The organism is Rhodococcus aetherivorans, assembly GCF_011058165.1.
In the GTDB taxonomy this organism is placed as follows: domain Bacteria; phylum Actinomycetota; class Actinomycetes; order Mycobacteriales; family Mycobacteriaceae; genus Rhodococcus; species Rhodococcus aetherivorans.
The window spans coordinates 1-12,834 of the sequence record NZ_JAALEG010000129.1; the positions used below are offsets into that span (position 1 = coordinate 1).

Below are 12,834 nucleotides of genomic sequence, written 5' to 3' on the forward strand. Positions count from 1 at the left end.
AGGCGCAGCGCGACGACGCCGCCGACAAGGGCCAACTCGGCCGGCAGAAGATCTTCGACGGACTGCTCACCCGACTCGACCAGTCTGCCTCCTGACACGAAACCTTGACAGGATCACCCGCATAATGGTCGAGGATCTTGCGGACCACTTCCTGGGGAACGTCGTTGTTGATCAACCGGGTGCCGAGGGTGTGCCGGAACTGGTGCGCGGTCACGTGGACGGGTGCGCCGCGTTCGTCGCGGATGCCGCAGTCGGCGACCCACTGTTGCAGCGTCGTGGAGACGACCGGTCCGCTGATGACATGTGTGCCGTCGGGGTTGTTTCTTGTGCCGGGGAACAGGACCGCGCGTGTCGAGTAGTGGTCGCGGACGTGTGCGACCTGAACGTCGATGGCGGCGGCCAGCTCATCCGAGACCGGTACCAGTGCTTCGCGATTCATCTTGTGGTTGTAGTAGCGCAGATACGGAGCCGCCTGGTGATCGCGGACGAGACAGTCCTGCGGCAGATGCAGGGCATCGTTGACGCGCAGTCCGGTCTGCATCAGTAGCGGGAAGAGCAGGCGCCAGCGGGGATCGGTGAGCTTGTCGAGGTTGGCCCGGTCTTCGAGTTGGGTCATCACGAACTCCGACAGCGCCCGGGGCGGTAGCGGGGTGCGGGCGGGGAAGTCTTCGCGGTAGAGGGCGGTGCGGGCGGGAACACCGTCGAGCCAGTCGTGTTGTCGGGCGATGGCCAGAAAACGCGAGACCGAGCTCAAGGCCATGTTGCGGCCGCTCGGGGTGAGGCCGTCCTCGGCGAGCACGGTCAAGAACCGGTCGAGCACCGGGCGGGTGAACTGCTCGGGTGTGGCGTCGGCGCCGGCGGTGTCGGTGAAGGCCCGGGCGAGGCGGGTCAAGGTCCTGAGGTCGCGGTGCATGCCACTGGGACTGTGTCCGGTGTCGTTGCGCCAGCGGAGGAATCGTTTGACAGCCTCGCGAAGCCAACGCTGGTCGATGCCGGTGAAGTCGAAGAGCCATCCCTTCGCCGGTCCGGTGACGCCGATCCGGCGCAGCCGCCAGGTGTCGCGGGCGTACTCGTCGTCGACACCGCCGCGACCGGCGAGGCGGTCGAGTTCGTCGATGATGAAGGTGAGAAACCCCAGTTGGAGCCTCGACGGTCCCGGGTGAGGCGCAGCGCGACGGTGTCGGCGCTGCGGTGACTGTGGCCAGTCCGATTCGTCGGGTTCGAGCAGCGAGGAGATCGGGAGGTCGGCCAGCATCGCGATCGTTTTGCGTAGCGAGCCGAAGCGTAACCGCGGCGGATCGTCGACCTCCCGGGCCCGCTGAATTCCGTAGGCGATCTCCCAGCGCAGGGGGATCGGCAGTGCGGACAATCGCAGTTGCTGCGCACCGGTGACGGCCCGGCCGGCGTCCCAGCCTTCCAGCGGTGGTCTGCCGTGTGATCTCCATCGTTCCCAGTGGGTCGAGCACAGCCCCGGGGTCGGACACCACTGTGGTCGCCGGCAGCCCTCGATCACGCACTCGGTGCCGCCACCGACCGGATCGGCTGGGTGCAGTTCGAGGCCCGCTGCCCGGAGTAACGGTGCGACCTGCGCGAACAAGAGGGCCTGTTTACGTTCTGCTGCCGGGACCAACCGGATCTGGTTCACCGTCATCGTTCGCCTTCCGTCGGGGTGAGGGCACCGACGGCCCGGGTCAACCAGCCGGACCGTTCGAGCACGTCTCGAACGTGACTGATGTCCAGGTGCGCGTAGGTGCCGACGGTGGTGGTGATCGAGGCGTGCCCGAGGAGCTTCTGCACGACCTCCGCAGGAACGTCGCGCCGCAGGAGTTCGGTGGCGTAGGTGTGCCGGAACATGTGGGCAGTGAACTCGATCCCACTGCGCCGGCGCAGCCGGGCGATCAGGTCGGTGACATTCCAGTAACGCCACGGCTCCCCGTGGTTGCCGGCCCAGAGGTTGACGAACACGTAGTCGCAGTCGAGGTCACCGTATTCGGTGACGAGATAGTCGGTGTAGAGGCGGATCAGTGCGGGTGCGACGGGGATCTCGCGTGGGCCGCTCTTGACCCGGGCATGGTTGCTGTTGCGGCGGGCACGGACCCGGACCAGGCGGCCGGCGGGGTCGATGTCCTCGTGGCGCAGTCCGAGGGCTTCACCGACGCGCATACCTGTTCCGGCCAGCAGGGCGATCAGGAATCGATCCCGCAGGCGGTCGCAAGAGGCGAGGATGGCGGTGACCTGCTCGTCGGTGAGGGCGCGGGGCAGTCGGCGCTGCGGGGTCAGCTTGAGGGTCTTGCGTCTGTCGCGGTTGCCGAGATGCGCCAGGAACGGTCGCCACGAACTCGACCTGCTCTCGTGGGGTTCGATAGTGGTCAGCAGATCAGCGCACGACACGCCGTGGCGAGCGTGGAATCGGTAGAACGAGCCGATCGCCGAGAGCTTGCGGTTGATTGTGGTGGCACTGCAGTGTGCCCTGACCGTCGGCAGGGCCGTGACCGTGCCCGCTCGGGCATCAGGAGCCAGACGCAGCCATCCCGCGAATCTGCCCAGATCCGCCAGGGTGACAGTGGCCCAGCCGGTCTGGTGGACCTGCAGGAACTGGAAGTAGTCGCGCAGGTCGAACGCATACGAGCGAACCGTGGCAGGAGATCGTTCGATGACGGTCAGGTGCGCCAGGAACATCTCGATCGGCTCGATCACGGCGAAGTCGTCGTCGAGCACCGTCCACGATTCGTCCCCACCGGCCGGCTGAAGCACCCGCTGAACCAACATGTCGGACCCCACTGTCCGCCGTGGATTGCTTGTGCGGAGGGTAACCGGCGGCACCGACAAGAGGGATTCCATCATGGTCCGATCCGTCCGTAAGATCGGTGCCGCCCGGTCAAATTCCCTGTAGAATTCGTCTCTTCGCCTTCGGGTGGAGTACGCGGGAGCGATGACCGATGCCGGAACACAAGCAGATGCAGCCCCCGGACTACCACCGCTGCCTCGAGACCGTCTTTGCCTCACCCACGGCGTGCCGCGAACTGCTGGAACGTCTCGCCAGGACGAGGGAGATCGATCTGCGGTCGAAATGGTCGCCGTGGCGGGGTCAGGAACCCCCACCGCACGGGCCCGAGGTCAAACGGCAGGTCCCTGCCGAGGTGCAGTTGCTGATGGTCGAGGCGAAACTGGCTGGTGAGCGCGCATCCTTTCGGCGGTTGTGGCGCGAGCTGTACGACCTCATGGGTGTTCCCCCCATGCAGGAGAGCAACGTCGAACTCATCGTCCACATACGGTCGACACTCGATCGCCTGAAAAGCCGCGTGAGAGAGCTCGAAGAAGCGGTGGCGGCCAAGGACGATCCGGATGCCTGAGGCCGTCGGCATTGACCGTTGTCCCGGTGGACGAAGCTTCGACGCCTTCTTGCTCGTCGCTGCAGGAAGGAGCGCTCGATGACCCACGATGTGCAGGGATGGGACAAGGCCATGGCAACGACGCGAGTGCGCCAGGGTGTGCCTGTGGCCTTTCGGGGCGCCGACACCGACCGTGACATCCTCGACCCCCAGGCACAACCTCCGATGCTGTTCCACGGTCACCCAGGCCGGATCACCAGTCCGGCGATCCAACACATCCTGGTGGATTGGGTCGGTCTCGAGGATGAGCCTGCCAGTTTTGCCGTCGGCTTCTGCCCCCGCGCCATCGAGGGTGGATGGGCCGGCCCTGTCGTGCCCGGTCTGGCGGAAATCTCGGAGGACGAGTACCTCCTGCGGAAACAACGGATCGAAAGAGGCGAGCGTCCCGTTCCGTAGAGGCTTCGTCCCTGCAGTTCGCGAACATACTGCTTCACAACGCATCTTGCTCGCCCATTGACGGTTGATCGGACGGAGCGATCAGCGGTTCAGCTCGCAAGGTGGGTCGTTGCTGCACAATTCACCGATCGTCTCACCGATCGTCGACACCACCCTGTCAATGCGGGGATCTCACCCAGAGAGACCACTTCGCGAGGTGGATTGTCGATCGACGAACCATTACGCCGCTGCCGACCGTGGACGACGTCTGAACGCAAACCACGCCATGGCCCCGACAAGGGGGATGCCCCACACGGCCACCACCCATAATGTGCGGCCGACTGTCCCTGACCTTGCCGATAGGATCCCGTGCGTCGCTGTGGTCGCAAGCGTGATCCACAGCACCACACCGATTCCGGCAATTGCAAGTCCGCCAAGAAACAGGCCGAATCCAGGCATGCAGTCCGATTCCGATCGGGCACACTCGCTCAGCCCGGCCTCCGCGAGCAGGTCCGAAGTCACAACGACTGATCGTACCGATCGATATAGGGGCTCTGGAGTGGCCCGGTGACTCCGTTGCACATTGATCGGCTTCCGCACTGGCAGCCGATCAATGTGCAACGCATGATTCATCGTCGAAAGCGCTTTGATAACACTGCGTACTCTTCCCAGCGCTGACGACAAACACCTCGCTCACTTCGTCATGGACACTCGAAGCGCCAGCTCAGGGGAACACATGTGCGAAAATGTGTGGTGTGGTGCCCTACGAGCGCCCGCCGAAGTTCTGCCCGAACGGGGCACCGGCTGGGACCGCACCGGGTGGTCGTGGGCTGGACACCGTGCACCTGCACAACGGCCCTGCGCCCCTCCGGGGCCACCGGACACCGCACCTATCTGTGTCTCGTCTGCGAGGCGGAGATCGCCATTCCGCGCCATACGGGACCGCCGTTCACCGGGGTGCAATGGCCACCGAGACAGACACAGGAGCACCCAAGGCCCTACTCGGAAGGTGAGCGAGCCGGCCGGATCGCAGACGGGGCGACCCGCCGGGATCCAGAAAATTAGCTTCGCTGAATTTGTGGTGTGAACTGGGAAAACGACACGCCCCTCTTCTGTCGTGTCGATCGGAGACAGCACCACCATGAAGCCTGGCGATCAGGTGAAGGTCAGCGCACGCGGCACGTTCGTGTTTACTGTCAAGGACGTCGATGAGGACACCGGCATGGCGATGATCGAGGTCAACGCCGACAGCCCGCTCACGTATCCGTGGCCGGCACGTCTGACCGATCTCGTACCCGTCGAGGACTGACTCCGAAAGCTCATCCTCGGGACAGTCGCTCTCGCTTCACCTGTTTGGTGCCGCCACATCCTTCCGTTACGGTGACCGCTGCAATCACCCGAGTTCCCCGACAGGTGAGTGATTCCCTGACGGTTCGAAGGATGGTCCCCGGCGCCCCCGCCGGGGACCATCGCCTTTTCCGCTGCTGGGTTGTACGTGCAGCGGACGACACAGTGGCTACTCTCGGCGCGTGGAAGAGGGGACGCGAGCTCTCGGCGATGCCGCCGATGCGATGACCGACGAGGATCTCGAGACCGCGATTGCGGCGCTGCACGCCCGTGAGCGGGAACTTCTCGTCGCCGGGGACAGCGATGCGGCGTTCGCTCTGATGGGCACGAAGTTCGTGTTGCTGTCCACACTGGAAGACCGGCGACGGTAGCTGGATCTCTTACGGATTCGGTTTTTTCTTCATTTCTGTCTGCTGCGGTATTCGCTGAGCGGTCTGTGGAGCAAATTCGCAGAGGGCCACTGCGCGCGGCTGACGTATCCCCTCTCGGCTGCCCGACACCTTCACGCCTCGTCGGCCTTATAGCTGCGGCCCGAGGTGCAGATCGGGTGTGGGTGGTTGGTGTTCATGTATGACCGGAGGTCGGCTGTTCGGTTGTGGCGGGGTGTGGTGGACCTGCGGTGGCCGGTGGAGGGCCTTCGCTGTCGAGAGCGGGCCCTGCTCCTCCCCTATCTCGTCGGCATGCGTGAGATTCCGGTGCGGCTCGCCGTCGGCGGGATTCGGTTTCGCTGCCTCTGGGGCATCGTCGGTCCTGGTCGACGTGGCGTGACGAGGTTCCTCGCCCGCCTGGATTACGGTGGTCAGCGGCTCGTAGGTCCCGTTGCGTTCCGGGGAATTCTCCAGCAGAGCGTAGCTGCGGTGGACCAGCACATCCCAGTGCCTCTCGTACCGTTGCGCGGCGTCGACCGTACCGAGGTCCGGGACGACGGCGGGAAGCTCGGTGGTGATGGCACGGGCGAGTTCGGCGGCGAAGGCTTCCCGGCCGGCAACTCGCATAGCGTCCTCGAGGGCCGGGTCCGGTTCGATGCCGTCGGGGGGATCATCGTGGTAGTTCGCTGCGTGGGTGGCGGCACGGAGCGCTTCGGGGTCGATGGTGCGCCAGTCGATCGTGCGGTCGGGGCGGTCGTGGACGAGCTGGTCGGTCATGAGTACGACGGCGACCGACTGGACGCCTTCGGTTTCCTCCTGGATGGCGGCAATGTGGCGTCCGAGCTGGTGGGGGTCGGTGAGGGTGTCCTCGTCCGGGGCGGCGATCACCGGGCTGGTGTAGGCGGGAGTGTCGCTGATGATCGGCATGAAGTCGGTGTGCAGCTCACGGTGGATGACACTTGCGTGTAGTTCGCTGCCGTCACCGGTGATTTCGCGGTGGGCGAGGTAGTCGGCGGTTCGTAGTGCCAACTCCCAGGTGATGAGGCGGCGCAGCCGGGCGGGGTCGCGCTCGTCGTAGGCGTTGACCGGGGCTCCGGTGTCGTAGCGCATGGTGTTTTTGCCTGCTGCGGGGTCGAACAGGTCCTTGTAGCGGTGGTTCGGCTCGGGTAGTGCTGCGGCGGCGCGTTCGGCGGCGAGGGTGGAGGTGCCCTCGAGGATCCGGCGTACGGCGGCATCGTGTTCGGGGCCGTAGTCGGTGCGTTCGGCCAGGTTCAGGCCGATGCGGACCAGGGCGTGAGCGTTGTCGAGTTCGGCTCCGCTCAAGGATCGCTCTCGGGTTACCTCGCGAAATGTCTCAGTGGCGGTGTAGGTGCCACTGCGGTCGCGGTCGTAGTCGCGCATCATCGCCAGGTGGCTGACCAGGGAAAAAACGGGTCGGCCGGGCGCAGGCTCGATGGGTGCGTAGCCGGTGGCCAGCACGACGGCGGGCGCGAGGACATCGGCGAGCAGTCTGGGGTCTCCGCTCTCCGCGGTGACGTAGCGGGCTGCGGACAATGCAGCGAGATCGACGCGATCGGTGTCGATCACCCATCCGGCCTTGATGGCGGCGCGCCGGAACAGCTCGAATTGGCTTCGAGAATTTCCGTCGGGGAAGGGATGGATTTCCGTCATGCGTGCCCAGTAGTCGGCGAGGCGGCTGACGAAGGTGCGGTGATCGAGTCCGGTCAGGTTGTTCTCGTCGGCGAGGTCGGCGAACAGTTCCTCGACGTCGGTGGCGGTGTCCTCCGGGCTCGAGTGCGTGATCGGAAGGTTCCCCTGCGTGGTGGCCACGGTCTTGTACTGGCCGGCCCATGAGTACACGCGATACAAACCGCGCCGGTGGATCTCTCGCAGGAAATCGCCGGTGAACTTCTCGGGCGATGGGACCTGCGCGAACTCGTACATCCCAACCGCGAAGGCTCGGTCCTCGATGCGTTCGAGTAGGCGTGCATCGGTGATGCCGAGAAGGTTGATTCGGACGTCGGTTCCGGGGATGTAGCCCTCGGATTCGGCGGCCGATGCGGTCACTCCGCGTCCTCGCTGTGCGGGAGGAGCTCGTTGATCAGATCGTCGAGCGTTTCACCGGCCTCGAGCCTGTCGATGATTGTGCGGGGGTCTTCGATGTCGAACTTGCCTGCCATTGCGTTGGCAGCGCGGATGTTCTGGGCAATGTGGTTCTTGAGAGCTTCTTCGCCGTGTGGGGCGAATATCTCTCGGAGTGTCTGATCGTGGCTTTCCTTGTCGGTCATGGTTTCCCCCTCGCGAGCGTCGGACTGTCAGAGCGGAGGCAGGCTCCCCTCCCCCATCGCAATGTCTACTTGATGTTTCCGACGGTAGGCGTAGCGCCGATACGGGCGCGAACGTGCTCGAGCCGGCGGGTGGCGGTGCGTTGAGTGCGACCGATGGCGACCATGTGGTCGAACAGGTCGTGCTCGGGCAGGGTTTCGGCGGCTTCGGTGATGGCGGCTCCGGCGGTGCGGAAGCTGCGGCGGTAGGCGGCGCTGATGACGGCATGGGCGTAGTAGGGCGCGGCGGTGGGGTCGGCGCCGGCGGTGGTGGCGGTGGTCAGGGCGTAGGCGAGTCGGCGGCCGTGGTGTCCGGCGAGCTGGCCGTGGCGCTCAAGGTGGGCCAGGACCATTGCGGGGTCGTGGGGTTGGCCGGTGCTCATCAGTGCGGCGATGGCGTCGAACAGTTCGGCGTGGAGTGGCTGGTGGAAGTCGTCGGTGGTGAGCAGGTCCACGATGTCGGCGGCCGCGGCGCGGGTGGAGAACAGCAGCGCGCACAGCAGCAGGGTTTCAGTGTCGGCGTCTGGGGTCGCGCACTCGTCGGCGCTGAGGTAGCGGTCGAGATCGGTCTGGTCGGTGACGGTCATGCGCTGATCCGTTCGTCGAGGGCGTCGGCGATGTCGAGCACGGGAGTCGGGTCGGGGTGGCCGATGGCCGAGGGGCCGATGACGGCGCGAGCGATGACGCTTCCGTCGATGGTGATGGTGACTGCGCTACCGGCGGGCGCACCGTAGGCGAGCGCGAGCGTGCGCGCTGCTTCGGCGGCGTCGGAGGCGGCGGCCGCGTGGGTGAAGGTGCAGCCAGAATCGGAGCGCGCGAAGGTGGGCGCGGTCAGCGTGACGGTCCAGACGATCATTGCGGCGCTCCTTCGGCTTGACGGGGTTTCCCCAGGTACTCGTCCATTGTCGCTTAGTTGACATGCTTTATGAAGCCTTTTCGATGAGTTTTACATGATTGTATGGTTGTTTTTTGATTCTTTTGTGATGAGTAGGTGAGGGCCGTGCCGGAGCCGTCGACCGGGGTTCGATGCCCCGGTCGACGGCCATGCGTGCCGGGGGCCGGCACCCGGCGAGTGGTCCGGCCCGGTGGGCGGCCGATACGACCGCCCACCGGAAGGGGGCGTTACTGCTCGTCGAGGGGGTCGAGTCCGGCGGCGCGGCGCTCGATGTCGGCGAGGGTGTAGCCCTGGGCTTCGACGGCGCGCAGGTAGAACTGCGACAGGTCGGTGGGCTTGCGCCAGTGCTCGACGCCGACCTGGGACTCGAGGGCGATGAGGATGTGGGCGCGCAGCAGGACCAGAGCGCGGGGGTCGGTGGCGCTGGCGAGCTTCCCGAGAGTGTCGGACGTGGAGAGCATCTGTTCGGCCAGGGTGCGGGCGTGATAGGCGGCGGGGATCTGGGGCCACTTCATCAGCACTGTTGCCACGAATGAGGCGGTGCCCTTGGGGGCGGTCTTGCGGGTGGCCTGCTGGGCAATCCACTTGCGGCGGACCTCGGTGGCGGCTCGCCATTCGCGGTTGTTCTCGATCACTTCGCGCCGCTGAGCTGCGCGGTCCTCGGCACTCTGTTCCTGTTCGGACTCGGCGGGGCGGCGGTGTCCCCACCAGGTGCGCCAGGGGGTGTCTTCGATATTGACGACGTGCCAGTACAGCGTGGTCTCGTGGTCTTCGACGACGTTCTCGCGGGGAATCATCCAGTCTTCGCGGGCATCGCCGTCGGGCAGCTCGTCCATGATGTAATCCGCGTCGATCTCGTCGCCGCTCTCGCGGTCGAAATAGGTGGTGCAGCTGTAGACGTACAGCCCGAGGTGTCCGAGGGCGGCGACTTCTTCGATGGCGGGCGTGTTGCCTTCTTCGTCGGAGACGCGCTCGACCAGATGGCTGGTCCCCTCCCCCACTCGCTCGTGAAGAGCACCGAGCGGCACGGCGGCGATGGAGTGTTCTGCGAGGTACGCCTCGGCGCGGGTCAGTGCGGCGTTGCGTTCGGTGCGGCGCAACCGTTCGGCGGCGAGTGCGTGGTCGAGTCGTCCGCTGCCGATGGCCCACTCGATGCGGCGGGCGGCGGCGGGATCGTCGTTGAACTCGGCGAGGGCGGCGGCTTGTTCGATGGTCAGCTCGCCTCGTTGCACAGCGTCGCGCTGCTCGGTGTCGCGCAGGGTCAGGGCCGCCTCGACCTCGGTGCGGGGCGCCTTGGTGCGACGGGCGATCTTGGTGGAGGTGAGTCCGTGGTCGGCCAGGGTCTCGAACAGGGCCAGGCGCTCGCCGTTGGTGATCGCGGCGCGGTGTTCGTTCTCGCTCCACTGGGTGACGAGCCGTTCGACGGCAGCGGCGGTGCCATCGCCTTCGTCGCCGACGATGAGGGCGGGGATCTGAGTCAGTCCGGCCTCGAGGGCTGCGGCGGTGCGGCGGTGGCCGGTGAGCACGCGCAGGGGTCCGGCGGCGGTGCGGCACACGGTGATGGGGGTCAGAACTCCTTGCTCTGCGATCGACTCGCGGAAGGCATCGGTCAGGCGCAGGTCATGGCGGATGTTGGAGTCGGTGAGCAGGTCAGCGGGGTCGACGGTGGCGAATTCGGCGGTGCTTCCGTTGTTCATGACTCAAGTTTACATCTGTTTTGATGCTTTTTCGATGTGTGTTTGGTTCTTCTCTCATGCTTTTCTGGTGACTGCTATCACACTTTTTACGCTCTGAGCTGGGGTTTCCATGCAACGACAGCGGCCCCGCCGGGGCGGGGCCGCTGGTTCAGTCTTCTATGCGGTCGTGGACGGGCAGGATCATGGATCGGTGGCCGAGATACCGTTCCGCCAGCTCACCCAGTCTCGAGTCGAAGGTTCCGGCGTAGTTGCCTCCGAACATCACCACTCGCCCCGACTCGGTGAGTTCGTACCGACGATGGTCGGCGTTCCATTCGACTCCGACCAGAGCGGCATGGCTGCCTTCGATGAAGGCGTAGCGGCGAAGCTGCACGGCGACGGTGGGGCTGATCTGCTCGCGGCCGCCGACGTGGCTTCGCGCTCCGTGGGGGGTGCAGCCGGATGGCAGTGGCGCGATGCGGCCCGTGCGGGCGCGGCGCTCGTCGAGGACGCCGACCAGAAGAAGGGTGTCGGCGGCGGCGCTGATACCGCCGTTGGTGCAGTCGCCGTTGTGGTGGGCGCGGTAGACATCGAGCAGGAGACCGGCGGGGCGATGGTCGTTCCCGTGGTTGTTCATGCCTCAAGTTTACATCTGTTTTGATAATTTTTCGATGTCTTTTTGGTGCTTCATCGGTGCTTTTCTGATGGCGCTGGTCACACGTTTTTGGGGTCTGAACTGCGGTTTTGCGGGTGTATCGGGGTGGTTCGGTGGCGGTGGTGGAGCGGGTACCTCGGTCGGTCGGTGCGCCCTGGTGAACCGGGCGCGGTGACTGCCGGGCAAGGGCGGGTTTTCCCTTGCTCGGTGGTCGGCGGGTCCGGTAGGGCCGTGGGTGGCGACCGGGCGCGGTGCACGCGGAGCAGCGGGAACCTTGGGAGGGAGGGACAGGGGTCCGGGGGCGGAGCCCCCGGGGATCGGTAGAGCGATGTGGGTCGGGCCGGGAGTTTCTGTGCCCGTAGGCGGGACCCTGCATAGACCGAAGGCTCCGACCAGGAGGTCGGGGCCTTCAACGGTTGGACTGTGGTGCGGTCAGTCCTCGTCGGTGCTGTCGTTCTTGCTGCCTCGGGCTTTGCGCCGGCGCACCTTCTCCACCTCGGGGAAGGGCTCGCCGCCGTTGTATTCCTCTTCGAGCTTGTGGGTGTACTCGGCGATGGCGGCCTCGATGAAGCTGTTGAGACTGCCGTGCGCGCCGGGGTAGACACCGCGCAGACCCTTTTGAGCGTTGGTCGCAGCGTCGATGACGGATTCGGCGAGGGTGAACGTGCGCCGGGTCAAGGTGGGCTGCTGCACGATCTTCTTCGGTGCTGCGGCCCGTGCCGGGACCTTCTCGTCGGGAGCTTCGGCGTCGAACATGCTGCGGATGTCGCTCATGACTTCTTCCTTTGAGTAATGGTGGCGGCCAGGTCGTCATAGACCCAGACGTGACGCCAACCGTCCTTCGTGTCCGCGAGGGATACCCCGTCGTTGACGGCCCTCTTGATCGCCTCGGCGGATTGGACGCTGCCGAGAACGGGGATGCCGGCCTCGGTGAACTGAGTGGTCCAGGCGCGAGCGAGGACTGTTCCGGACTGCACCTTGTTGAGGATGGTGCCGCGGACCCACAGAGTGCTGTTGTGCCGCTTCTTGATGCTCTGGGCGTACGAGGTCACGCCCTGCATGGCCGCGATGCTGAAGTCGTGCGCTTCGTTGAGGACGATGAGCTGGTCAGCGGCTACGAGCGCGCACATCTCGAGGGCATTTCGCGTGGGGGAGCAGTCGATGAGGATGTAGTCGTAGCGGTCACGGATCGGCTCGAGTGATTCCCGCAGGACGTGGGGGCCTTCGATGGGATCGTTGGTGATGTTCTTCTCGGCGCCGATGAGGTGGGCCGCGTTCGTGGGGGCGGCGATGAGATCGACGCCGGGGCGTACTGCATCGAGGATTGCCTCGGCGGCAGGCTTTCGGGTCTCGGGGTCTATATCGACGATGTGATCGGCGGTCACTTTCGCTGCGGCGCGGAGGTCGGGCTGCAACTTGGTGAGGGTGTGGGTGAGGTTGCCGGAGGGATCGAGGTCGACCAGGAGCACCTTTTCGCCGGCACGGGCGAGGGCTTCACCGACGTTGAGTACGGTGGTGGTCTTGCCCACCCCGCCCTTCTCGTTGCCGATCAGAATGACTTTCGAACTCATGGCCTCCCTTTCCTGATGCAATAATACATCACTTCTGATTCATAAAGCGTGCTTTTCTGGTTCTTATCGGATGGCGGTTTCGTGACTGTTGCGGACTGGGTGGTGTTGCATCTGTTCAGGTGCGGTTTTCATGTCAGTGGTGGATGGAACGGCGACGGCCAGGGCTCGATGCCCTGGCCGTCGGCCACCGCTGCCACTGGGGGTGGGGGTGGTGGGTTGAATCTGGTTGCG

General features: G+C 65.4%; 14 protein-coding genes. 4 read left to right on the forward strand and 10 right to left on the reverse strand.

The features are described from left to right. Window positions 1-1,651: tyrosine-type recombinase/integrase (locus G6039_RS28320; protein WP_164528164.1), on the reverse strand; the 1,651-nt coding region annotated here is incomplete at its 3' end. Further along, window positions 1,648-2,769 carry a tyrosine-type recombinase/integrase gene (locus tag G6039_RS28325; protein ID WP_080688452.1) on the reverse strand — a complete coding sequence of 374 codons (1,122 nt, stop codon included), beginning with the start codon at window positions 2,767-2,769 and terminating at the stop codon, window positions 1,648-1,650. The genes G6039_RS28320 and G6039_RS28325, both read right to left, overlap by 4 nt. Window positions 2,770-2,939: 170 nt before the next feature. Between G6039_RS28325 and G6039_RS28330 the strand changes: the two genes are divergently transcribed. The 4 genes from G6039_RS28330 to G6039_RS28345 all read left to right on the forward strand — a co-directional run bounded on the left by G6039_RS28330 (window position 2,940) and on the right by G6039_RS28345 (window position 5,485). After that, on the forward strand, window positions 2,940-3,353 hold the full coding sequence (locus tag G6039_RS28330) for a hypothetical protein (protein WP_043797393.1): 414 nt from the start codon (window positions 2,940-2,942) through the stop codon (window positions 3,351-3,353). A gap of 78 nt (window positions 3,354-3,431) precedes the next feature. Continuing rightward, window positions 3,432-3,788: a hypothetical protein gene (locus tag G6039_RS28335; protein ID WP_043797396.1), complete on the forward strand. Its 357-nt coding sequence runs from the start codon at window positions 3,432-3,434 to the stop codon at window positions 3,786-3,788. 1,120 nt (window positions 3,789-4,908) lie between these two features. Further along, window positions 4,909-5,076, forward strand: a complete 168-nt coding sequence (locus G6039_RS28340) for a hypothetical protein (protein ID WP_164528165.1) — start codon at window positions 4,909-4,911, stop codon at window positions 5,074-5,076. Between the two features lie 220 nt (window positions 5,077-5,296). Then, window positions 5,297-5,485, forward strand: a complete 189-nt coding sequence (locus G6039_RS28345; protein WP_152103856.1) for a hypothetical protein — start codon at window positions 5,297-5,299, stop codon at window positions 5,483-5,485. A 147-nt stretch (window positions 5,486-5,632) separates the two neighbouring features. Here G6039_RS28345 and G6039_RS28350 read toward each other — a convergent pair whose 3' ends face one another. From G6039_RS28350 to G6039_RS28385, 8 genes are all read right to left on the reverse strand, one after another. Then, complete coding sequence (locus G6039_RS28350; RefSeq protein ID WP_043797400.1) at window positions 5,633-7,549, reverse strand: Fic/DOC family protein; 1,917 nt, start codon at window positions 7,547-7,549, stop codon at window positions 5,633-5,635. Then, window positions 7,546-7,770, reverse strand: a complete 225-nt coding sequence (locus G6039_RS28355; RefSeq protein WP_003939246.1) for a hypothetical protein — start codon at window positions 7,768-7,770, stop codon at window positions 7,546-7,548. Before G6039_RS28355 ends, G6039_RS28350 begins: the two co-directional genes overlap by 4 nt. A 65-nt stretch (window positions 7,771-7,835) precedes the next feature. Continuing rightward, window positions 7,836-8,393 carry a DnaB-like helicase N-terminal domain-containing protein gene (locus G6039_RS28360; RefSeq protein ID WP_029547342.1) on the reverse strand — a complete coding sequence of 186 codons (558 nt, stop codon included), beginning with the start codon at window positions 8,391-8,393 and terminating at the stop codon, window positions 7,836-7,838. After that, on the reverse strand, window positions 8,390-8,662 hold the full coding sequence (locus G6039_RS28365; RefSeq protein ID WP_029547343.1) for a hypothetical protein: 273 nt from the start codon (window positions 8,660-8,662) through the stop codon (window positions 8,390-8,392). The genes G6039_RS28360 and G6039_RS28365 overlap by 4 nt, the downstream gene beginning before the upstream one ends. A 266-nt stretch (window positions 8,663-8,928) precedes the next feature. Then, a complete protein-coding gene (locus G6039_RS28370) occupies window positions 8,929-10,398 on the reverse strand; it encodes a ParB/RepB/Spo0J family partition protein (protein WP_029547344.1) in 1,470 nt (489 codons plus the stop codon). Between the two features lie 148 nt (window positions 10,399-10,546). Further along, window positions 10,547-11,014, reverse strand: a complete 468-nt coding sequence (locus G6039_RS28375) for a hypothetical protein (protein ID WP_043797404.1) — start codon at window positions 11,012-11,014, stop codon at window positions 10,547-10,549. Window positions 11,015-11,464: 450 nt separating this feature from the next. After that, complete coding sequence (locus G6039_RS28380) at window positions 11,465-11,806, reverse strand: hypothetical protein (RefSeq protein ID WP_043797407.1); 342 nt, start codon at window positions 11,804-11,806, stop codon at window positions 11,465-11,467. After that, window positions 11,803-12,603 (reverse strand): ParA family protein, encoded by an 801-nt coding sequence (locus G6039_RS28385; protein WP_029547347.1) that lies wholly within the window; start codon window positions 12,601-12,603, stop codon window positions 11,803-11,805. Before G6039_RS28385 ends, G6039_RS28380 begins: the two co-directional genes overlap by 4 nt. Between the last annotated feature and the right edge of the window lie 231 nt (window positions 12,604-12,834).